Origin of the sequence: Herbaspirillum sp. LeCh32-8, from assembly GCF_017814915.1 — a bacterium.
Classification (GTDB): domain Bacteria; phylum Pseudomonadota; class Gammaproteobacteria; order Burkholderiales; family Burkholderiaceae_D; genus Herbaspirillum.
The window spans coordinates 80079-101097 of the sequence record NZ_JAGIPZ010000009.1 but is presented as its reverse complement, the minus strand read 5'-3'; the positions used below and the strand labels follow the sequence as shown (position 1 = coordinate 101097).

19 protein-coding genes are annotated in these 21019 nt (G+C 60.5%); 15 read left to right on the top strand and 4 right to left on the bottom strand.

The window, feature by feature from the left end:
* Window positions 1-99 precede the first annotated feature (99 nt).
* Window positions 100-369, bottom strand: coding sequence for a hypothetical protein (locus J8I26_RS16140; protein ID WP_245200365.1), 270 nt, complete (start codon window positions 367-369; stop codon window positions 100-102).
* A gap of 56 nt (window positions 370-425) precedes the next feature.
* On the opposite strand from J8I26_RS16140, the gene phaC reads away from it, so the two are divergent.
* The 15 genes from phaC to J8I26_RS16065 all read left to right on the top strand — a co-directional run bounded on the left by phaC (window position 426) and on the right by J8I26_RS16065 (window position 15934).
* Window positions 426-2231, top strand: a complete 1806-nt coding sequence (gene phaC, locus J8I26_RS16135; protein ID WP_209608132.1) for a class I poly(R)-hydroxyalkanoic acid synthase — start codon at window positions 426-428, stop codon at window positions 2229-2231.
* A 271-nt stretch (window positions 2232-2502) separates the two neighbouring features.
* Window positions 2503-3243, top strand: coding sequence for a 3-ketoacyl-ACP reductase (locus J8I26_RS16130; protein ID WP_209608131.1), 741 nt, complete (start codon window positions 2503-2505; stop codon window positions 3241-3243).
* Window positions 3244-3611: 368 nt separating this feature from the next.
* A complete protein-coding gene (gene phaR, locus J8I26_RS16125; protein WP_209608130.1) occupies window positions 3612-4169 on the top strand; it encodes a polyhydroxyalkanoate synthesis repressor PhaR in 558 nt (185 codons plus the stop codon).
* A 221-nt stretch (window positions 4170-4390) separates the two neighbouring features.
* Window positions 4391-5767, top strand: coding sequence for a 30S ribosomal protein S12 methylthiotransferase RimO (gene rimO / locus J8I26_RS16120; RefSeq protein WP_209608129.1), 1377 nt, complete (start codon window positions 4391-4393; stop codon window positions 5765-5767).
* 14 nt (window positions 5768-5781) lie between these two features.
* On the top strand, window positions 5782-6162 hold the full coding sequence (locus J8I26_RS16115) for a hypothetical protein (protein ID WP_209608128.1): 381 nt from the start codon (window positions 5782-5784) through the stop codon (window positions 6160-6162).
* 196 nt (window positions 6163-6358) lie between these two features.
* The gene (locus J8I26_RS16110) at window positions 6359-7528 is read left to right on the top strand and encodes a cystathionine beta-lyase (protein ID WP_209608127.1); all 1170 of its coding nucleotides are present in this window, start codon (window positions 6359-6361) and stop codon (window positions 7526-7528) included.
* A 598-nt stretch (window positions 7529-8126) separates the two neighbouring features.
* Window positions 8127-8444: a flagellar transcriptional regulator FlhD gene (flhD, locus tag J8I26_RS16105; RefSeq protein ID WP_017451773.1), complete on the top strand. Its 318-nt coding sequence runs from the start codon at window positions 8127-8129 to the stop codon at window positions 8442-8444.
* 173 nt (window positions 8445-8617) lie between these two features.
* On the top strand, window positions 8618-9220 hold the full coding sequence (gene flhC / locus J8I26_RS16100) for a flagellar transcriptional regulator FlhC (RefSeq protein WP_209608126.1): 603 nt from the start codon (window positions 8618-8620) through the stop codon (window positions 9218-9220).
* Between the two features lie 64 nt (window positions 9221-9284).
* Window positions 9285-10079, top strand: a complete 795-nt coding sequence (locus tag J8I26_RS16095) for a class I SAM-dependent methyltransferase (protein WP_209608125.1) — start codon at window positions 9285-9287, stop codon at window positions 10077-10079.
* Window positions 10080-10247: 168 nt separating this feature from the next.
* Entirely contained in the window at window positions 10248-11108 is an 861-nt protein-coding gene (motA, locus tag J8I26_RS16090) for a flagellar motor stator protein MotA (RefSeq protein WP_209608124.1), read from the top strand.
* Between the two features lie 59 nt (window positions 11109-11167).
* Entirely contained in the window at window positions 11168-12106 is a 939-nt protein-coding gene (gene motB, locus J8I26_RS16085; protein WP_209608123.1) for a flagellar motor protein MotB, read from the top strand.
* A 41-nt stretch (window positions 12107-12147) separates the two neighbouring features.
* Window positions 12148-12702: a chemotaxis protein gene (locus J8I26_RS16080; protein WP_209608122.1), complete on the top strand. Its 555-nt coding sequence runs from the start codon at window positions 12148-12150 to the stop codon at window positions 12700-12702.
* A gap of 128 nt (window positions 12703-12830) precedes the next feature.
* Window positions 12831-13196, top strand: coding sequence for a response regulator (locus J8I26_RS16075; protein WP_209608121.1), 366 nt, complete (start codon window positions 12831-12833; stop codon window positions 13194-13196).
* Between the two features lie 50 nt (window positions 13197-13246).
* Window positions 13247-15409 carry a chemotaxis protein CheA gene (gene cheA, locus J8I26_RS16070; protein ID WP_209608120.1) on the top strand — a complete coding sequence of 721 codons (2163 nt, stop codon included), beginning with the start codon at window positions 13247-13249 and terminating at the stop codon, window positions 15407-15409.
* Window positions 15410-15427: 18 nt separating this feature from the next.
* A complete protein-coding gene (locus J8I26_RS16065; RefSeq protein WP_180668327.1) occupies window positions 15428-15934 on the top strand; it encodes a chemotaxis protein CheW in 507 nt (168 codons plus the stop codon).
* A 264-nt stretch (window positions 15935-16198) separates the two neighbouring features.
* Here J8I26_RS16065 and J8I26_RS16060 read toward each other — a convergent pair whose 3' ends face one another.
* The 3 genes from J8I26_RS16060 to J8I26_RS16050 all read right to left on the bottom strand — a co-directional run bounded on the left by J8I26_RS16060 (window position 16199) and on the right by J8I26_RS16050 (window position 21019).
* The gene (locus tag J8I26_RS16060) at window positions 16199-17443 is read right to left on the bottom strand and encodes a DUF2863 family protein (RefSeq protein ID WP_209608119.1); all 1245 of its coding nucleotides are present in this window, start codon (window positions 17441-17443) and stop codon (window positions 16199-16201) included.
* A 191-nt stretch (window positions 17444-17634) separates the two neighbouring features.
* Window positions 17635-20346 carry an aconitate hydratase AcnA gene (acnA, locus tag J8I26_RS16055; protein WP_209608118.1) on the bottom strand — a complete coding sequence of 904 codons (2712 nt, stop codon included), beginning with the start codon at window positions 20344-20346 and terminating at the stop codon, window positions 17635-17637.
* 130 nt (window positions 20347-20476) lie between these two features.
* Window positions 20477-21019 (bottom strand): hypothetical protein, encoded by a 543-nt coding sequence (locus J8I26_RS16050; protein ID WP_209608117.1) that lies wholly within the window; start codon window positions 21017-21019, stop codon window positions 20477-20479.

Here is a 21019-nt window from a genome sequence, read left to right as displayed (position 1 = left end):
ATGATGCATCGCGCAAGACCTGGTGTCGCGCGGGTTTGCGCGATCACCGGCTTGGTGCGTCGGGGTGCTCTGCGGGGCAGGCGGCACGTTGCCGATACGTCATCCGATCGTTTTGTCAGTGGCGTTTTTTTCGTTTTTTTGCTCGCATTTCCCCTGCTCGACATTTGCCTGCTCTTCCTTGCGGGAGGCTTTCATTTTCTCCATCTTTTGTCGATTCCGCTTGCGTTGCGGCGTACCCATCAGGTATAAAACGATGGTCAAGGGAAATACACCGTACAGCAGAAACGTGATCACTCCGGCGACCGCGGATTGTTCGGTGATCGACATCATGAAGACGACGTAGAGCCATGCGATAGCAACGATATACATGGTGACCGGGGCTTCGAGACAAACCGTAAAGATACGCGAAAATTGCAGATCCGAGCATGAACAAGCAGAATCCGCAGCAACCTTCTCCTGATGTATCCGCTTGGCTGGCGCAGATGTCCGACCCGAAATTCTGGTCCTCCCTGCAATCGCAATTCCAGTCCCAATTCCAACAGATTCCAACGCAACTGCAGACGTTTCCCGGCATGGGCTTGCCGCCGGGAGCGGGACAGTTCGACCCGTCCTCTCTGGCCAAACAGCTGGGCGACATGGGCGCGTCGCTGGATCCCGCCGATGTCGTGCGTCTGCAGCAGGATTACGCGCAGCAATTCTCCGAATTGTGGCAGGCGATGGCGGCTTCCAGGCCGCCTGCCATCACCGATCGCCGCCTGTCGGCGCCGGCTTGGCAAGAGAATCCTTACTTCGCGTTTCAGGCTGCGGCCTACCAGTTGAACTCCCGCTTCATGCTGGCCATGGCCGACGCAGTGAAGGGCACCGACAAGGTGCGCCACAAGCTGCGTTTTGCGGTGCAGCAAATGATCGACGCGATGTCGCCCGCCAATTTTCTTGCGACCAATCCGGTGGCCCAGCAGAAGCTGCTGGAAACTAAGGGCGAAAGCCTGACCAAGGGCATCGCGCAACTGGTGGCCGACCTGCAGAAGGGTCACGTCTCGCAGACCGATGAAACCGCATTCGAGGTCGGCCGCGACGTCGGCGCCAGCGAAGGTTCGGTGATCTACGAGAACGCGTTGTTCCAGCTGATCCAGTACAAGCCGCTGACCAAGACCGTGCATGCGGTGCCGCTGCTGATCGTGCCGCCTTGCATCAACAAGTTCTACATCCTCGACCTGCAGCCGCAGAATTCGCTGGTGCGCTATACCGTCGAACAGGGTCACACGGTGTTCCTGATTTCCTGGCGCAATGCCGATGCGTCGCTGGACGGCGCCACCTGGGACCAGTACGTCGACGACGCCGTGGTCAAGGCCATCCACGTCGCCCAGGAGGTCAGCAAGCAGCCGCAGATCAACGCGCTGGGCTTCTGCGTGGGCGGCACTATCCTGTCCTGCGCGCTGGCCTTGCTGGCAGCGCGCGGCGAGGATCCGGTCTCCAGCCTGACCTTGCTGACCACGTTCCTGGACTTCGTCGACACCGGCGCCATCGATGTCTACATTGATGAAGTGCAGCTGGCCATGCGCGAGCAGATGATCGGCAAGCGCGGTTTGATGGCCGGGCGCGATTTCTCCAGCGCCTTCTCCAGCCTGCGGCCCAACGACCTGCTGTGGAACTACGTCGAATCGAACTACCTGAAGGGTGAGGCGCCGACCGCCTTTGACCTGCTGTACTGGAACGCCGACAGCACCAACCTGCCGGGGCCGATGTTCTGCTATTACCTGCGCCACATGTACCTGGAAAACGCGCTGAAGGATCCGGGCCGGCTGACGGTGGCCGGCGAGAAGATCGACCTGCGCAAGATCACCGCGCCGGCCTTCATCTACGCCTCGCGCGACGACCACATCGTACCGTGGAAGTCGGCCTATGCCTCGGTGGCGCTGATCAATGCTTCCAAGCGTTCCAACAACCGTTTCGTGCTGGGCGCGTCCGGCCACATCGCGGGCGTGATCAATCCGGCCTCGAAGAACAAGCGCAACTACTGGATCAACGACAAGCTGGAAATTGATCCGGATGCCTGGTTCGCCAGGGCGAAGGAGCATCCCGGAAGCTGGTGGACCGAATGGGCCGCCTTCCTGGCCAAGCACGCCGGCCGTAAGGTGGCCGCGCCCAAGGCTGCGGGTTCGGCGAAGTACAAGCAGATCGAGCCGGCGCCGGGGCGCTACGTCAAGGTCAAGGCCGACAAGGTCATCTGAGTTATCCGCGTCGCGACAAGCGCGACCCGGCAATCAACGGAGCCGGACGCAGATCCGGCGGCGACAACAAAGAGGGTATGCGGCCGGCTGGCAGGCAGACGGCGCATGCGTAATGACACGGCTGTTCGCATCCGCAGCGAACGGTTGGATCATGCAGATTCGTGGCCGTCGGCGGTAACGCGGGCGGCCCGGCAAATGCGGACGCAGAGCAAACGCGAGAGAGGGGAGACATGCAGTACCCCAATAACCATCCACACTAGGAGGCAGCACAATGAGCAAGCGTATCGCATATGTGACCGGCGGCATGGGCGGCATCGGAACCAGCATCTGCACGCGTCTGTGCAAGGACGGGTATACCGTCGTGGCAGGCTGCGGCCCGAATTCCGCGCGCAAGGATAAATGGCTGGCGACCATGCGCGAGCAGGGCTTCGACATCCATGCGTCGGAAGGCAACGTGTCCGACTGGGAGTCCACCAAGGCCGCGTTCGAGAAAGTGCGCGCCGAGATCGGCGAAGTCGACGTGCTGGTCAACAACGCCGGCATCACCCGCGACGGCCAGTTCCGCAAGATGAGCAAGGCCGACTGGGACGCCGTCATCGACACCAACCTGAACTCGCTGTTCAACGTCACCAAGCAGGTCATCGACGGCATGGTCGAGCGCGGTTTTGGCCGCATCATCAACATCTCCTCGGTGAACGGCCAGAAGGGCCAGTTCGGCCAGACCAACTACTCCACCGCCAAGGCCGGCATCCACGGCTTCACCATGGCGCTGGCGCAGGAAGTGGCGACCAAGGGCGTGACCGTGAACACCGTGTCGCCCGGCTACATCGGTACCGACATGGTGCGTGCGATTCGTCCGGAAGTGCTGGAGAAGATCGTCTCGGGCATCCCGGTCAAACGCCTGGGCGAGCCGGAAGAAATCGCTTCCATCGTCGCCTGGATCGCGTCGGACGAGGGCGGCTACGCTACCGGTTCGGACTTCTCGCTGAACGGCGGCCTGTACATGGGTTGATCGGTATGGCTGCAGGCGGACCGGGAGGTCTGCCCGCAGCAAAAAATGCTGCAGTGCCGGCGCCTGGCTCCGACTGCAGCATTTTTTGCGAAGCTTTGTTCTTCGCATTGCAATATTGCTTTGCCCGTTACCACTCTTTCCCCCCTATAATGTTCGGCGTGCTGCCCTGCAAGATCGGGCGCGGCATCAGGCCTGAGCGACGAGCGCGGGCCGGATCAAAAAAAGCAAAAATCAAGTGAGGTAAGAGAGAGGACAGGTAAATGTCCCGGACGTCTGCGGGCTGGGAGTGGTAACTGAAGCGGCCCGCAATCGCTGCAAACAATAGCCGCACCAATGACAGCGGCTTGAAAAGAGAGACTGGACTTCAGATGACTAATGCAAAAAATTCGGCAGATCGCCTGATCAAGAAATATCCCAATCGCCGTCTTTACGATACCCAGACCAGTTCCTACATCACCTTGACCGACGTCAAGCAGCTGGTGCTGGACAACGAAGAGTTCACTGTGGTCGATGCCAAGAACGGCGACGACCTGACCCGCAGTATCCTGCTGCAGATCATCCTGGAAGAAGAGTCGCACGGCGTGCCGATGTTCTCCAGCGCGGCGCTGTCGCAGATCATCCGTTACTACGGTCACGCGATGCAGGGGATGATGGGCAACTATCTGGAAAAGAACATCCAGACCTTCATCGACATCCAGAACAAGCTGGCCGAGAATTCCAAGGGCTTCTACGAGGGCAAGCCCTTCAGCCCAGAGATGTGGACCCAGTTCATGAACGTCCAGGGGCCGATGATGCAGGGCATGATGAGCAACTACATCGAGCAGAGCAAGAACCTGTTCATCCAGATGCAGGAGCAGATGCAAAGCCAGACCAAGAACATGTTCGGCACCTTCCCCTTCGGCAATCCGCCAGACCAGAAAAAGTGATCCGGCGCGCCGCCTTGCTGATCCGATCGGGAGATTCGGCAGGCGCCAAACCGGCTTCATCCGCAACGGCCCGTATGGGCCGTTTGCTTTTTTGGCAACAAATGCACATCTCCATGCCCTGATTTGCGGGCAAAGCGGGGCGGGGATGGGCGGACGAGGTACAATATCGCCCTGATTTTTAAAGCATTTTTCCGTTTTCGCCAGTTTCCTGCCAGCCTGCCATGTCCAATTCATCCTCTTCCAACGCCCCGGTCCTGCCCAAGGTCGGTTTTGTCTCCCTCGGCTGCCCCAAGGCGCTGGTCGATTCCGAGCAGATCCTGACCCAGTTGCGCGCCGAAGGCTATGACACCGCCAAGTCCTATGACGGCGCCGACCTGGTGATCGTGAACACCTGCGGCTTCATCGATGCCGCGGTGCAGGAGTCGCTGGACGCCATCGGCGAAGCGCTGAACGAAAACGGCAAAGTGATCGTGACCGGCTGCCTGGGCGCCAAGAAGGACGCCGACGGTGACGACATCATTCAGAAAATCCATCCCAAAGTGCTGGAGGTGACCGGCCCGCATGCGGTGGGTGAGGTGATGCAGGCGGTGCACAAGCACCTGCCCAAGCCGCACGAGCCCTTCATCGACCTGGTGCCGCCGCAGGGCGTGAAGCTCACGCCCAAGCATTTCGCCTACCTGAAGATTTCCGAGGGCTGCAACCATCGCTGCAGCTTCTGCATCATCCCGTCCATGCGCGGCGACCTGGTGTCGCGCCCAATCGCCGACGTCATGCTGGAAGCCGAGAACCTGTTCAAGGCCGGCGTCAAGGAGCTGCTGGTGATCTCGCAGGACACCAGCGCCTACGGCGTGGACGTGAAGTTCCGCACCGGCTTCTGGAACGGCAAGCCGATCAAGACCCACATGACCCAGCTGGTGGGCGCGCTGGGCGAGCTGGCTAAGCAGTACGGCGCCTGGGTGCGCCTGCACTATGTCTACCCCTATCCGCACGTGGACCAGATCATCCCGATGATGGCCGAGGGCCTGGTGCTGCCGTACCTGGACGTGCCGTTGCAGCACGCCCACCCGGACGTGTTGAAACGCATGAAGCGTCCCGCCAGCGGCGAGAAGAACATCGAGCGCATCCAGGCTTGGCGCGCCATGTGCCCGGACCTGACCATCCGCTCCACCTTCATCGCCGGCTTCCCCGGCGAGACCGAAGCGGAATTCGAATACCTGCTGGACTTCCTCAAGGAAGCCGAGATCGACCGCCTGGGCTGCTTCGCCTATTCGCCGGTGGAAGGCGCGACCGCCAACCAGATCGCCAATCCAGTGCCGGAAGAAGTGCGCGAAGAACGTCGCGCGCGCGTAATGCAGCTGCAGGAAGAGATTTCCAAGAAGCGCCTGCAGGCCAAGGTCGGCAAGACCTTGCGCGTGCTGATCGACGAAGTCGATCGCAATGGCGGCGTCGGTCGTACCTATTCGGATGCGCCCGAGATCGACGGCGTGGTCTACGTCAAGCCGCCGTTCGAACCGCACCGCAAGCTGGCCGTTGGCCAGTTCGTCGATGTGCGCATCACCGCCGCCGACGCGCACGACCTGTGGGGCGCGGCCGAGTGATTGGATCCCCGTTGATGCGGCGTGGCCTGCGCGCCTTGCCGCTGCTGGCCTCGCTGGCGTTTCTGGATGCTGCATCGGCAGCCACCTTGCAGCAGGATCTGATGACCCGCGCCGTGGTGCTGCGTGGTGATATCGATGGCCGCACCATTCAATTGTCGCTGCAGCCCAAGAGGAATGAGGATGGCCTGGAAGGGCGTTACTTCTTCTTCGGCGGTTCGCCCGAGATTCTGGTGGCCGGCGAGGTCGAGGGGGATGATCTGGTGATGGAGGAGTCAGTCAACGGCAAGGATGTGTCGGGCCAGTGGGAAGGTCATCGCCAGGGCAATGCCATCATCGGCACCTGGTCCAATGCGGACGGCTCGGTGACCAAGCCGTTTTCGTTGCAGATGCCTTGAGCTGAACTCACGGCGTTCATCGGCGGGATTGTCCCGCCATGTTGTTGACGGCAGCCAAGCGGCTGCCGTTTTGCATTTTTCTTCCGCTTATTTCCCCGCTCACTGAACGCAGCGCATCGCTTGCTGTCCGCGTATAGTGAGGTTTTTCCGCGGCAAGTAGCGCCAACCGCGCGTCATTGTTTCCAGAGGTCGATACGTGTCAGAGCAAAAAAATACCCCGCAGACTTCCCTTATCCATAGCGAGTACCGTGCCCCGGATGGCTTCGAGGCCTTCCCGGTCGGCATCCACCATGCATCCACCGTGCTGTTCCCCAATGTCGAGGCGATGCGTTCGCGCGACTGGCGTGAAAAGCTGGGATACACCTACGGCCTGCACGGTACGCCGACCAGCTTTGTGCTGGAGGCACGCCTGGCCGAGATTGAGGGCGGGAATTACTGCCGTGTGACTCCCAGCGGACTGGCGGCGATTGCGATGGTCAACTTCGCCTTCCTCAAGACCGGTGACGATGTGCTGCTTCCCGATAATGTCTATGGTCCGAGCAAGGATCTGGGGCTGTGGCTGGAGCGCGATTTCAAGATCGCCGCGCGCTTCTACGATCCCATGATCGGCGCCGACATCGCCGATCTGATCCAGCCGAACACGCGCCTGGTGTGGACCGAAGCGCCAGGCTCGGTGTCCATGGAGGTGCCGGATATTCCTGCCATCTGCCGCGCGGCGCATGAAAAGGGCGTGCTGGTGGCGATCGACAATACCTGGGCGGCGGGCCTGGCGTTCAAGGCCTTCGAGCACGGCGTGGACATTGTCATGCAGGCGGTGACCAAGTATCAGTCGGGCGGTTCAGACGTGCTGATGGGGGCGGTGATCGTGCGTGACCAGGCGCTCAATGAAAAACTGGAGCTGGCGCATATGCGTCTGGGTTTCGGTGTGGGCATGGACGACGTCTATCTGGTGCTGCGCAGCCTGTCGTCGATGAAGTTGCGATTCGAGGCGCACGACGCCGCTGCGCGCCAGGTCGCCGCCTGGCTCAAGCAGCGGCCGGAGATCGTGGCGGTGCTGCATCCGGCCTTTGAAGATTGCCCCGGCCACGCCTTCTGGAAGCGCGATTTCACCGGCGCCGGTGGTTTGTTCTCGGTGATCTTTGATCCGCGTTTCAGGGAAGAACAGACCGATCGCTTCGTCGATGGCCTGAGTCTGTTCAAGATCGGCTATAGCTGGGGCGGCGCACACAGCCTGTGCGTGCCTTACCGGATGCGCGGCATGCGGCGCGAGTGGATGCGGGAAGGGCAACTGGTGCGCTTTAACATCGGGCTGGAGTCGCCGGAGGATCTGATCCGCGATATCGAACAGGCGCTGGGGCGGATGTAGTCTTCTCGCAGGAGAGGTCTGGTGCGCGAGGCGGCGGGTAGACAATTTACTTGCCGACAATTGAATTGAGGGAAATGTTGCCCCTTCTTTGTCGTTTTGGCGGCAGCACAGTCGTTCTAAAATAAGCTTGTCATCATCCTGTTGCGCAAACGGTGTAAGCATTTGTAAAAAGATGCAAGTTATGACCGTTTGCACGCCCGGGCAAACTAAAGTCGGGCATCAAGGCCTTGTGCGCTTTGCTGATGAGCTAGTCGTTGCCAAGCAACATAAGAGGGGCATATGCAAATAATTTACATATGCTTTTATTGGCGATTTAATAACTTCTCAGCATGATTTCACTGCGGAAATTTTTTTAGTTAGAAGTTTGATTATCCGCTCGAAAGTCTTCTGGGGCCTGCCTTCTCATTCGATACATTTGTCGAATTGAAAACAAATTCTGTTTTTTGTAAGACAAAATCCTACAAGAATGTCGGTGTCCCCAGAGACGAAAAATACCGACCAAGTCTAATTTCCCGCCTTTCGGCCCCCCCTCAGAATTGGCTTGCAGTCAAGTAAATGTAACTGACTGTAAGTAGTTTTCTTTCGAGGCGGGGTGCAAATGAATACCAACGACATGATGGCGGAGATTCGCGACGCCAATCTGAGCTATCTGATGCTGGCGCAGCAGATGATTCGTTCTGATAAGCCGACGGCGATTTTCCGACTGGGCATCAGTGCAGAAATCGCAGATCTGATCGAAGGTCTCTCCAATGCGCAGATCATGAAATTGGCCGCCACGAACATGATGCTGACGCGTTTTCGCTTCGACGATGGCGCGATCCTCGGCATGCTGACCAACTACAACAAAGACAAAAGTCTGGCGCAGTCGCATGCGGCCATTCTGATGGCTTGTCAGCCCAGCGAACAAATTTCGTAAAACAACAAGACGAGCAGGACCGGCGTTGAGCGTCACGCAGTCAACGCGCCGGTGGGGAAGACGTTAGCAGCATATAAGTTGGTCTTGGAAGTTGAAGCCTGATGCTTCGCCGGAAAACGGGTGGCGGAGATGGGGTCAGGCAGAATCGTTACGAAATCATCGGGGGTAGTAACATGGCTAAGAAAAGCGTTGTCACAGAGGCGCAGGAAATTCAGTTGGCCATAGAGCTGATCAATCTGGGGGCACGCCTCCAGTTGCTGGAATCGGAGACTTCGCTGTCGCGTGAGCGCCTGCTGAAGCTCTACAAGGAGTTGAAGGGCGTTTCGCCGCCGAAGGGAATGCTGCCTTTCTCGACGGACTGGTTCATCACCTGGCAGCCCAACATCCATTCTTCGCTGTTCATCAACATCCACAAGTACCTGGTCGAGTATGCCCGCATCTCCGGAATCGAAGCCGTGATGAAGGCCTACAAGCTTTATCTGGAGCAGGTCGGCCAGACCGACTCGGGCGAGCCGGTGTTGTCGTTGACCCGCGCCTGGACGCTGGTGCGCTTCTTCGAAAGCAAGATGCTGATGACCACGCCATGCTGCAAGTGCAGCGGTCATTTCGTCGTGCATCGCCTGGACCTGCATCAGGATTATCTTTGCGGCCTGTGCCACATGCCATCGCGCGCCGGCAAGACCAAGAAGGCCAAGGATGCCGTGGTGGTCGCCATGACTGAGCAATCGGCGATGATGCCTGTGGCCGCTTCGGCGCCGCTGGTTGCCGTGGCCTGAGGTTTGGCGCGTACCTTCCTGCAGCGGGCGCAAGCATTCAACAGCATGAGGGCCGGTTGCATAGATGTCAGAACACGAGAATGATTCCGGCGCCCGCCGCAGGCCCTTGCTGCAGGCGCCGGCGGTGCAGGCGCTGTTCCTTTTCTTCATCGGCCTGATCGGCGCCAATGTGCTGGATGTGCTCGCCCAGCGCGCCGGTTTTGAGCCGTTTTCCCCGTTTCAGACTTCACTGCTGCACGGCGTGATCGCTGCGCTGTTGGCGCGCCTGCGTCGCATGGCGGCATGGTGGTGGTTCATCCTGCTGGTGTTTCCCGCGGCCGCTCTCGGCGTAGGGCGATTGCATCTCCCTTCCTGGCTGTTTCTGGCCGTCTTCCTGTTCATGCTCTTCCTGTTCTGGTCCACTTTCCGCAGCCAGGTGCCGTTCTATCCGTCCGGTCAGCCGGCCTGGGATGCGGTGGCCGGTCTGCTGCCCGAGGGGCGTCCGGTGCGCTTCATGGACATCGGCAGCGGCCTGGGCGGCGCCGTACTGAATCTGGCGCGTCGGCGGCCCGAGAGTGAATTCATCGGGATCGAGATCGCGCCCTTGCCCTGGCTGGTCAGCCGCGTGCGCGCGGCGCTGGCCGGCAACCGCTGCCGCTTCGTGCGGGGCGATTACCTGTTGCTGGATTTCGCCGACTACGACGTAGTGTTCGCTTACCTGTCGCCCGCCGCGATGGTGGCGCTGTGGCAGAAGGCGCGTGCGGAAATGCGGCCCGGTTCGCTGTTGCTCAGTTACGAATTCCATATTCCGGGCGCGCCGCCTGATGTTGCGATCCAGCCGGAGGGGGGCGGACCGGTGCTGCATGGATGGCGCATGTAGAGAATTGAGGGCGGCGAGACGCAACGTCTTAAGTTTGCGCAAATTCAGCCGTAAATCGAAAAGGAAGGACGTTTTTCGGATATGTATTCCCTCATTTGCTTGATTGGAATACATGTAACCTGACGAACGTGAAAATACACTCAACGCCACCTGGACGGGAGTAGGTACTTGTTAGTCATTATTGGATACGTCATCGTCTGCGCCTCCGTTTTCGGCGGTTTTGCCATGGCTGGGGGCCATCTGGGGGCGCTGTTTCAGCCGCTCGAACTGCTCATGATCGGCGGCGCCGCGGCAGGTGCCTTCCTGGTCGGCAACAACGGCAAGGCCATCAAGGCTACGCTGGGCGCCATGCCATCGCTGTTCAAGGGCTCGCGCTACACCAAGGCTCTGTACATGGAGCTGATGGCGCTGTTGTTCGAGATCCTGACCAAGTCGCGCAAGGAAGGCTTGATGTCCATCGAAGGCGACATCGAGGAGCCGGAAAGCAGCCCGATCTTCAGCAAGTACCCCGGCGTGCTGGCTGACCATCACCTGATCGAATTCATGACCGATTACCTGCGCCTGATGGTGTCGGGCAACATGGATGCGTTCCAGATCGAAAACCTGATGGACAACGAAATCGAGACGCACCACCACGAAGGCGAAATCCCGGTGCATTGCATCGCCAAACTGGGTGACGGCCTGCCGGCGTTCGGTATCGTGGCTGCGGTGATGGGCGTGGTGCACACCATGGAGTCGGTGGGTATTCCGCCTTCCGAGCTGGGCATGCTGATTGCGCACGCGCTGGTGGGTACCTTCCTCGGTATTCTGCTGGCTTACGGTTTCGTGGGCCCGCTGTCGAGCCTGCTGGAGCAGAAGTTGCACGAATCGACCAAGATCTTCCAATGCGTCAAGGTCACGCTGCTGGCCAGCCTGAATGGTTATGCACCGGCACTGTCGATCGAATTCGGCCGTAAGGTCCTGTTCTCGACCGAGCGCCCGACCTTCATGGAGCTGGAAGAGCACGTGAAGCAGGCCAAGAGCAAGTAAGGCGACTTTGACGCCGATCGATTCCACAGCAACCACAGTATTGAAGCAGGAGTAGAAACATGGCCGACGAAGGGCTACGGCCCATCATCGTAAAGCGGATCAAGAAGGGCGGCGGCGGTCACCACGGCGGCGCCTGGAAGATCGCATACGCCGACTTCGTGACCGCGATGATGGCGTTCTTCCTGCTGATGTGGCTGCTGGGTTCGACCGCCAAGGGCGACCTCAACGGCATCGCGGAATATTTCAAGACTCCGTTGAAGGTCGCCATGGCCGGTGGTTCCGGCAGCGGCGACGCCAACACCGTGATTCCCGGCGGCGGCAAGGACCTGACCCGTCAGGACGGCCAGCTGCGCAAGGGCGAAAACGACACCGTCACCCGCAAGCAGACGCTCAAGCAGGCCCAGCAGGAGCTGGAGCGCGCAGAACGCGCACGCCTGGAAGACTTGAAGCAGCGCATCGAAAAGGCCATCGATTCCAATCCGACCCTGAAGCAGTTCAAGAACCAGCTGCTCATTGACATCACCTCCGAAGGCCTGCGTATCCAGATCGTCGACGAGAAGAATCGTCCGATGTTCTCGCTGGCCAGCGCGCAGCTGCAGCCCTATACCAAGGACATCCTGCATGAGATCGGCCGCACGCTCAACGACGTGCCCAACAAGATCAGCCTGTCCGGCCACACCGACGCTACGCCCTATTCGAGCGGCGAGAAGGGCTACAGCAACTGGGAACTGTCCGCCGACCGCGCCAACGCGTCGCGCCGTGAGCTGATCCTGGGCGGCATGGACGAGTCCAAGGTGCTGCGCGTGGTGGGCCTGTCGTCCGCCGTGCTGCTGGACAAGGAAGATCCGTTCAACCCCATCAACCGCCGTATCAGCATCATCGTGATGAACAAGAAGGCCGAGGAGCTGGTGGAAAAAGATAGCGGCTCGCTCAACGTCCCGACCGATGCCACCGATGGCGACGTGCAGGATGGCCTGAGCGTACCGGCCAAGAATTGAAGCAGTCGTTGTTTTAATTGTTCAGGGGAAGAGAGCCGGATATGCCGACCAAGACTATGCTGCATGAGTTGAAGCGCTTGCTGCTCGACACGGCAAGCGGCGGCAGCCGCCAACTGACGGAAGTGGAGTCGGACCTGGTCCAGACCAACATCCTGCTGGGCGAGGCCATTGGCAAGCTGGGCAACAGCTTCATGGACCTGCATCGGTCGGTTCAGGCGCAGCAGGAAATTCTCGGCGAGCTGATGAGCGGGCAAGGGGAGCTTACCGCCGACAGCATCGCCAGGCTCAAGGAAACGCAGGGGGAAGTCAGTCACCACGTCAACGCTGCCGTGACCGGGCTGCAGTTCCAGGACATGACCAGCCAGCTGCTCGAGCGTATCGTGCGTCGCGTGATCGGCCTGCGTGAAGCGCTGGGCGTGCTCAGTGCCAACAGCTTTGAAATCCTGCCGGAGCAGGGCCAGACCGATGAGGAGCTGGAGGCTTTGCTGGCCGATACCGTCAAGGCCATCGAAGAGCGCCTGACCGTGCTGGACAACGGCCTGTGGAAAGCGGTGCGCCAGACTCGGATGGAAAGCGGCGACATCGAGCTGTTCTAGCGCGGTGCGGAGTGCAACAAGATTGAACTAGGTCATCCCGGTCTTGCCGGGACAGTGCGATTGATGGCGATGGTACGGCATAATCCGGCATTGCGATTGATGCCTTATTGAAGAAACAGGGAGTAACAATGTCCAAAACGATTCTCGCAGTAGATGATTCCGGATCTTTGCGTCAGATGGTGGTATTCAGTCTGAAGGCTGCGGGTTACAACGTCACTGAAGCGGTCGACGGCGTGGACGCGCTGGAGAAGGCGAAGCTGCAGACTTTCGACCTCGTGCTGACCGACCAGAACATGCCGCGCATGGACGGCCTGACGCTGATTCGCTCCCTGCGCGAGCTGACCAGCTACGCACGTGTGCCCATCCTGATGCTCACCACCGAATTCAGCGACGAGATGAAAGCAAAGGGCAAGGCCGCCGGCGCCAATGGCTGGCTGGTCAAGCCATTCGACCCGCAACGCCTGACCGAAGTCGTCAAGAAAGTGATCGGCTGATCCTCCAATAACAACGACGACACGTACCGCATTCATGACGGAGCCCAGGCATGAGCATTGATATGAGCCAGTTTTTCCAGGTCTTTTTCGACGAGGCCGAGGAGGGGCTTGCCGAGATGGAAAAGCTGTTGTTGGCCGTCAATGTGGCCTCGCCGGATCCTGAGGATCTGAACGCGATTTTCCGCGCAGCCCATTCGATCAAGGGCGGCTCTTCCACCTTCGGGCTTTCTGATATTGCCGGCGTGACCCACGTGCTGGAGTCGCTGCTGGACCGCATCCGTCAGGGCCAGATGGCGCTGACCGCCGAGCATGTCGATGCCTTCCTGGCAGCCAAGGATGTACTCAAGTCCATGCTGGACGGCCACAAGCATGGCGCCGAAGTCGACCAGGAAGCGGTCGCCGACGTGCGCATGCTGCTGCAGCAACTGTCCGAGGGCAAGGCCACGGCTCCGGCCAAGGCCGCATCGGCCGCCGATACCGCACAACCGGCGGGCGCTCTGGTGGGTCCAGGCGGCGTGCGCCGCTACCGCATCGACATGCCGGTCATCACCGACAAGGATGCCGAAGCCCTGGCCGACGAACTGTCGATGCTGGGCAAGATCGAGAAATCCAAGTCGCCCGAAGGCCGCTGGGTCTTCATCCTCGACACCGCCGAGCCTATCGATGACGTGGTCGCGATCTTCGCCTTCATCGTCAACGTGGCCGACCTGAAGATTTCGCAGGCGGTCGAGCCGACGCGCTCCAAGGAAGAGGAGCAGGGCTACGGCTTCTTCGATAATTTCACCACCCAGGAAGATCGCGAGCGCGCCCAGGGTTACGGATTCTTTGACAATCACACCGCAATCGAAGACAAGGAGCGCGAGCAGGGCTACGGCTTCTTCGCTCCCTTCGTGCCGCTGGACATCACGGCCAAGAAGGCCGAGGTGGACACCGAAGGACATCCGGACGAAGCGCCGCTGCCGGTCACCGAGCACGTTGCGGCCGAGAAGAAGGCCGCCAAGGGCGGCGGCGCGGCAGCCGGCCACGAGTCCTCGTCCATCCGCGTCAGCGTCGAGAAGGTCGACCAGTTGATCAACCTGGTGGGCGAGCTGGTGATCACCCAGGCCATGATCGAGCAGCGCGTCGGCAAGCTTGACCCGATGACGCACGAACATCTGTTGAACAGCGTCAGCCAGTTGAGCCGCAACACGCGCGACTTGCAGGAATCGGTAATGTCAATCCGCATGATGCCGATGGATTACGTGTTCTCGCGCTTCCCACGCATGGTGCGCGACCTGGCGCACAAGCTGGGCAAGCAGGTCGAGTTCGTGACCCACGGCGCCGCTACCGAGCTGGACAAGGGCCTGATTGAGCGCATCGTCGATCCGCTGACCCACCTGGTGCGCAACAGCATCGACCACGGCATCGAACTGCCCGACGCCCGCCGCGAGGCCGGTAAGAGCGAGGCCGGCACACTGTCGCTGTCAGCCGAGCATCAGGGCGGCAATATCATCATCGAGGTCTCCGACGACGGCGGCGGCCTGAACCGCGACAAGATCCTGGCCAAGGCCAAGTCGCAGGGCATGCCGGTATCGGACAACATTACCGATGCGGATGTGTGGCAACTGATCTTCGAGCCCGGCTTCTCGACTGCCGAGCAAGTGACCGACGTGTCGGGTCGCGGCGTGGGCATGGATGTGGTCAAACGCAACATTCTGGCCATGGGCGGCGCGGTCGATATCCGCTCCAGCAAGGGCTTCGGCACCACGATTTCGATCTCGCTGCCGCTGACCCTGGCGATCCTGGACGGCATGTCGATTCGCATCGGCGAAGAAGTTTATATATTGCCGCTGGGATATGTAGTTGAATCTTTGCAGCCGATAGCGCAAGATATCAAGGAAATCAGTGGGCAAGGCCAAGTGCTGCGCGTTCGTGGCGAATACCTGCCGTTGATACCGCTTTATCAGATTTTCAACATCGTGCCTTCCTTCACCGATCCGTCCCAGGGGCTGGTGGTGATCCTGGAGTCCGATGGCAAGAAGGCGGCGCTGTTCGTGGACGACTTGATCGGCCAGCAACAGATCGTCGTCAAGAATCTTGAATCGAATTATCGCAAGGTAGCCGGCATTTCAGGTGCTACCATTCTGGGTGACGGCGGCGTTGCCCTGATTGTCGATGTGGCAGCCTTGCTGCGATCCAGCCGCCAATTGAACGACGAATCTGTATTTTCCTGATTTTTAGAGGGCCTCAACATGTCTGACACTGCAACCAAGAATCTGTCCGGCTTCGGCGAAAAAGCCGACAGCAACGGGAATGAATTCCTTGCCTTCACTCTGGGCAAGGAAGAATACGGCATCGATATTCTGAAAGTTCAGGAAATCCGCGGCTATGAAGCCGTGACCCGTATCGCCAATTCCCCGGACTTCATCAAGGGCGTGGTCAACCTGCGCGGCATCATCGTGCCGATCGTCGACATGCGCATCAAGTTCCAGCTAGGCGAGCCGACCTATGACCAGTTCACCGTGGTCATCATCCTGAACATCGGCGGCCGCGTGGTCGGCATGGTGGTCGACAGCGTGTCTGACGTGATCACCCTGACCCAGGAGCAGATCAAGCCGGCCCCGGAAATGGGCACCACGTTCGATTCCGACTACCTGATCGGTCTGGGCACCCTGGAACAGCGCATGCTGATCCTGGTGGACATCGACAAGCTGATGTCCAGCGCCGAGATGGGCCTGATCGAAAAGCTGGCCGCCTGATCGACGCACGGCCTTAAGTACTCCGGATTCGGAGGAGACGAAGGCCGGATGGGGCGTTACCGCCTTATTCGGGAAACGGGTGCAGGAGCCTCGACGCCGGCGCCCGATACAGAAAAGAAAAAGGCATCTGCCGTGCGGCAGATGCCTTTTTTATTGTCTTGCGTATTTTGAGTGGCACCGCGATTGTCACCCTGCGTGCTTCACGATCAGCATGTCCGCGCCCGATGAAGAAAACCCGGCCGGGGCCGGGTTTGCGTTTGTCCATCAGTGGAAGTGCTCGGCCGCCGGCGGCGTATCTTCCGGCATCTCCGCATGCACCAGTTCGCCTTCGCGATCCGGGAACAGCGGGGCGCCGCAATCGTCGCAAAACTCCATTGTGAAGCGTTCGCCATGATGCTTGATGTGTACGATGCCGCACTCGCGCAGCACCGTCAGGATCTCTTGCAGCGGGCTGGGGCGCAGTGATTCCATCAGGCCCACCTCGGCCGGCAGCAAGGGCATGTCCTCGCCGCTTTCCTGCTCGTACAGCGGCCACACCGTGCCGTAGACCACGGTCGGGTCATTGCCGATGGAAAATCCGATTCGATACTCGTCGACCTGGCCGTTGATATCCTCGGAGAAGCCGCCGATGCTGGCGTGCAGCTCGGCCGAGGAGATGTCCAGCGTCTGCGTCAGGAAGTAATCCGCCGCGCGGATCGAGGCCGGGCGGATGCGCTTGTCAGCCTCGCGGCAGCCGAAGTAATAGGCCTGCGGCAGCAGCAGCTCGACGTTGCAGCCGGGCAGCATGCGCGCGAAGAGCGGGGTGACCTGCTGCTTCCAGGCGTCGAAGGCGGCGGTCTTATTGGCCGAGAAGTGGCTTTGCTGTTCGCTTTCCTGCCAATGGAACAACGCAGTGCCGGTGGGCACGGCGACGGCGGCAATTACATAACGGGTATCGGCCAGGAAGGCGGCGGTCGGTTGTTGCTCGCCGCGCAGCTGTACCGGCGCGCTCTTCAACGCGGCCTGGCCCATCTGGCGGGTCAGCGCGAATACTTCGGTGTGGTAGCGCGGCAGCTGCTCGATGGCGTACAGGGTAGGGGCCAGCGCCAGCTTGGCGTCCTTGGCCAGCACGTGGGCGTGCAGGTGCGCCGCCACGGCACTTTGCATGTCGCCGGCGATGTTGCCCGAGCCGATGGCGAAACGTGTCCAGGCCAGCACCGGCAGCACCAGCAACTGCACGTCGTAATCGACGCCATCGACCTCCAGTGTGGTCGATTCGCTGCCGGCTTCGACCGCCTCGATCAGCACGTCATAAGCGTCCAGGTCGGCCTTGAACAGGTGGTCCAGGGCGGCGTCGATCAGCGTCTGGTGGTCGGTGCGCAGCAGCTTGTTGAGCAGGGTGTCCAGCGGCTTGAGCCAGGCCCGCTCCTCAAGCCGGCTGGAGGCCTGCGCGATGGCTTGCGCGAAGGTGACCAGGTGCTGGCTGTCGGAAGAAAGCTTGGAAGAAGAACGTTTGGCGGGACGACGCATGGATGAGATTCTGTATAGACGAAACTTTGTATTGTAGATGATTTGGGGCCACATTCAGGCCGTGCAAGCGGCAACGCGCAAATTGCGTTCCCGGGCGCGCTGCCGGTGCTGCGGACAATAAAAAACGCCGGACGAATCCGGCGTTTTTATTGATGGCGATGCACCAGGGCATCGCCGTCCCGTCGACCTGCTTAGGCTGCCAGCAGTTGACGCAGCACGAACGGCAGGATGCCGCCATGCTTGTAGTAGTCCACTTCGATCGGGGTGTCGATGCGCAGCAGAACCTTGACTTCCTTGGTCTCGCCGTTCTTGCGGTGGATCACCAGGGTGGCGTCCTGTTGCGGCTTGATTTCGCCGTCCAGGCCCTTCAGGTCGAAGGTTTCGTCGCCGGTGATGCCCAGCGACTGCACGCTGTCGCTGCCCTTGAACTGCAAGGGCAGCACGCCCATGCCGACCAGGTTGGAACGGTGGATACGCTCGAAGGAACGAGCGATCACGGCCTTCACGCCCAGCAGCTGGGTGCCCTTGGCGGCCCAGTCACGCGAGGAGCCGGTGCCGTACTCTTCGCCGCCGAACACCATGGTTGGGGTTTCCGCTGCAACGTACTTCATCGCTGCATCGTAGATCGACATTTCTTCGCCGGTCGGCTGGTGCAGGGTGATGCCGCCTTCCACGCGCGAGCCGTCAGGCTTGGCCGGGATCATCAGGTTCTTGATACGCACGTTGGCGAAGGTGCCGCGCATCATGATCTCGTGGTTGCCGCGACGCGAGCCGTAGGAGTTGAAGTCAGCCTTCAGCACGCCGTTGGCTTGCAGCCACTTGCCGGCCGGGCTGGATTCCTTGATCGAACCGGCCGGGGAGATGTGGTCGGTGGTGATCGAGTCGCCGAACACGCCCAGCGCGCGCGCGCCGGTGATGCCGGCCGAGGTGATCTTCGGCTCTTCGGTGAAGTTCTCGAAGAACGGCGGCTCGGCGATGTAGGTGGAACCAGGCCAGTTGTAGACTTCGCCCTTGGCGACGCCCTTGATGGCTTCCCACAGCTTGCCCGGAGCGCCCTTGACGTCGGCGTAGTTCTCCTTGAAGGTCTTGGCGTTCATGGCGAACTTCAGCAGCTTTTCGATCTCTTGCGAGGTCGGCCAGATGTCGCCCAGGTAGATGTCCTTGCCGCCCTTGCCCTTGCCGACCGGTTCGGTCATCAGGTCGCGGGTGACGTTGCCGGCGATGGCGTAAGCCACGACCAGCGGGGGCGATGCCAGGAAGTTGGCGCGGATGTTCGGGTGGATACGCGCTTCAAAGTTACGGTTGCCCGACAGCACGGCCGCCGCCACCACGTCGTTCTTGACGATGGCTTCGTTCATGGCAGGAGTCAGGTCGCCGGCGTTGCCGATGCAGGTGGTGCAACCGTAGGCGGTCACGCCGAAGCCCAGCTTTTCCAGGTAGGGCAGCAGGCCGGCAGCTTCCAGGTACTTGGTCACCACGCGCGATCCCGGCGCCAGCGAGGTCTTGATGTGCGGCGCCACCTTCAGGCCGGCTTCGACAGCCTTCTTGGCCAGCAGGCCGGCGGCCAGCAGCACGCTCGGGTTGGAGGTGTTGGTGCACGAAGTGATGGCGGCGATCAGCACGTCGCCGTTGTGCACGTCCACGCCGTCGGCGTTCTTGTAGGCCGCGTTCAGGTCTTCAGCCTTCTTGTTGAAGCCGTTTTCGGCGACCGGCTTGGTGAACAGGTCGGCGAAGTTCGACTTCACGTTGCCGATTTCGATACGGTCTTGCGGACGCTTCGGACCGGCCAGCGACGGGGCGACCGAGCCCAGGTCCAGCGAGACTTCCTGGGTGTAGTCGATCTGGCCTGCCTTGGGCACGCCATACAGTTCCTGCGCCTTGAAGTAGGCTTCGAAGGCGTCGATCTCGGCCTTGGTGCGGCCGGTGCCCTTGAAGTACTCGATGGTGGCGTCGTCAACCGGGAAGAAGCCCATGGTGGCGCCGTATTCCGGAGCCATGTTGGCGATGGTGGCGCGGTCGGTCAGCGACAGCGACTCGGTGCCTTCGCCGAAGAATTCGACGAACTTGCCCACGACCTTGGTCTTGCGCAGCAGTTCGGTGATGGTCAGCACCAGGTCGGTGGCGGTGACGCCTTCGCGCAGCGCGCCGGTCAGGTTCACGCCGACCACGTCCGGGGTCAGGAAGTAGACCGGCTGGCCCAGCATGCCGGCTTCCGCCTCGATGCCGCCCACGCCCCAGCCGACCACGCCGATGCCGTTGATCATGGTGGTGTGGGAATCAGTGCCCACCAGGGTATCAGGGTAGTACACGCCGGTCTTGTTGTGCACGCCGCGCGCCAGGTATTCCAGGTTGACCTGGTGGACGATGCCGAAGCCCGGGGGCACCACGCCGAAGGTGTCGAATGCCTGCATGCCCCACTTCATGAACTGGTAGCGTTCATTGTTGCGGGTGAATTCCAGCTTCATGTTCAGGTCCAGCGCCTTCTTCTCGCGGAAGTGGTCGATCTGCACCGAGTGGTCAACCACCAGATCCACGGGGACCAGCGGTTCGATGTTCTTGGGGTTCTTGCCCAGCTTGCTGGCGACGTTACGCATGGCGGCCAGGTCGGCCAGCAGCGGAACGCCGGTGAAGTCCTGCAGCACCACGCGCGCCACCACGAACGGGATTTCGTCGACGCGGGCAGCCTTGGCGCCCCAGCCGGCCAGCTGCTTGACGTGTTCTTCGGTGACCTTCTGGCCGTCGCAGTTACGCAGAACCGATTCCAGCACCACGCGGATGGAAACCGGCAGGCGGGAGATATTCACACCCAGCGACTTTTGCAGCGCGGGCAGGGAGTAGAACTTGCCTTTCTTGGAACCGGAAATCTTGAATTCCTTTAGGGTGTTCAATGTGTTGCGAGACATGGCCTCTTCTCCTTAGATGGCAATTAGTGATGTTAGCTAGTCGAATCCGGTTTGCGTTGCAATGTTCCAACTGCTGGGTGCTGCCTGATTCTGTGTTACGTCCTGATGCGGGATTCCTTGAGGAGTCCGATCAGTTTTTCGGTGCAACCGCCACTGCGGGTGCAGCTGCCGCTGCGGCCGCCTTGATCTGGTCGGCGTTCTTGCATTCGTTGGCCAACTGCTGACCCTTCTTCGAATCCAGCAGCAGGCCCTTGGCCGGAATGCCGATCCACACCAGGCCGACCTTGCGGTTTTCGAAGCGGTTGGCGCCGGTGGTGGTGTCCACGCGGGTCAGGCGGTTGATCTTCTTGTTCCAGCGGATGGCGATGTGCTTGTCATCGGCTTCGTTCTTCCAGATGGTCAGCTTGTTGCCCAGTTCGCAGCTGTAGTCGGCTGACAGGGTGCCGCCCAGTTCGGGTTCGCTGTCGTCGTCTTCAGCGTCGGACGAGAAGGGCATCTTGGCGGCCGGCGCTGCTGCGGCGGCTGCCGCCTTTTTGGTTGGCGCCTTTTTCTTGGCGACGGCCTTCTTCTTGGCGGCCGGCTTGGCCGGAGTGGTTTCGGCCTGCGCGGTCGAGATGCCGGCGACGGCGAACAGGGCTGCCAGGAGGGCGATTGCGGTCAGTTGCTTTTTCAT

What these genes read in the sequence shown, in the direction of transcription:
- J8I26_RS16140 (WP_245200365.1), bottom strand. Translation starts at nt 369, where the DNA reads ATGTATATCGTTGCTATCGCATGGCTCTACGTCGTCTTCATGATGTCG.
- phaC (WP_209608132.1), top strand. Translation starts at nt 426, where the DNA reads ATGAACAAGCAGAATCCGCAGCAACCTTCTCCTGATGTATCCGCTTGG.
- J8I26_RS16130 (WP_209608131.1), top strand. Translation starts at nt 2,503, where the DNA reads ATGAGCAAGCGTATCGCATATGTGACCGGCGGCATGGGCGGCATCGGA.
- phaR (WP_209608130.1), top strand. Translation starts at nt 3,612, where the DNA reads ATGACTAATGCAAAAAATTCGGCAGATCGCCTGATCAAGAAATATCCC.
- rimO (WP_209608129.1), top strand. Translation starts at nt 4,391, where the DNA reads ATGTCCAATTCATCCTCTTCCAACGCCCCGGTCCTGCCCAAGGTCGGT.
- J8I26_RS16115 (WP_209608128.1), top strand. Translation starts at nt 5,782, where the DNA reads ATGCGGCGTGGCCTGCGCGCCTTGCCGCTGCTGGCCTCGCTGGCGTTT.
- flhD (WP_017451773.1), top strand. Translation starts at nt 8,127, where the DNA reads ATGAATACCAACGACATGATGGCGGAGATTCGCGACGCCAATCTGAGC.
- flhC (WP_209608126.1), top strand. Translation starts at nt 8,618, where the DNA reads ATGGCTAAGAAAAGCGTTGTCACAGAGGCGCAGGAAATTCAGTTGGCC.
- J8I26_RS16095 (WP_209608125.1), top strand. Translation starts at nt 9,285, where the DNA reads ATGTCAGAACACGAGAATGATTCCGGCGCCCGCCGCAGGCCCTTGCTG.
- motB (WP_209608123.1), top strand. Translation starts at nt 11,168, where the DNA reads ATGGCCGACGAAGGGCTACGGCCCATCATCGTAAAGCGGATCAAGAAG.
- J8I26_RS16080 (WP_209608122.1), top strand. Translation starts at nt 12,148, where the DNA reads ATGCCGACCAAGACTATGCTGCATGAGTTGAAGCGCTTGCTGCTCGAC.
- J8I26_RS16075 (WP_209608121.1), top strand. Translation starts at nt 12,831, where the DNA reads ATGTCCAAAACGATTCTCGCAGTAGATGATTCCGGATCTTTGCGTCAG.
- cheA (WP_209608120.1), top strand. Translation starts at nt 13,247, where the DNA reads ATGAGCATTGATATGAGCCAGTTTTTCCAGGTCTTTTTCGACGAGGCC.
- J8I26_RS16065 (WP_180668327.1), top strand. Translation starts at nt 15,428, where the DNA reads ATGTCTGACACTGCAACCAAGAATCTGTCCGGCTTCGGCGAAAAAGCC.
- J8I26_RS16060 (WP_209608119.1), bottom strand. Translation starts at nt 17,443, where the DNA reads ATGCGTCGTCCCGCCAAACGTTCTTCTTCCAAGCTTTCTTCCGACAGC.
- acnA (WP_209608118.1), bottom strand. Translation starts at nt 20,346, where the DNA reads ATGTCTCGCAACACATTGAACACCCTAAAGGAATTCAAGATTTCCGGT.
- J8I26_RS16050 (WP_209608117.1), bottom strand. Translation starts at nt 21,019, where the DNA reads ATGAAAAAGCAACTGACCGCAATCGCCCTCCTGGCAGCCCTGTTCGCC.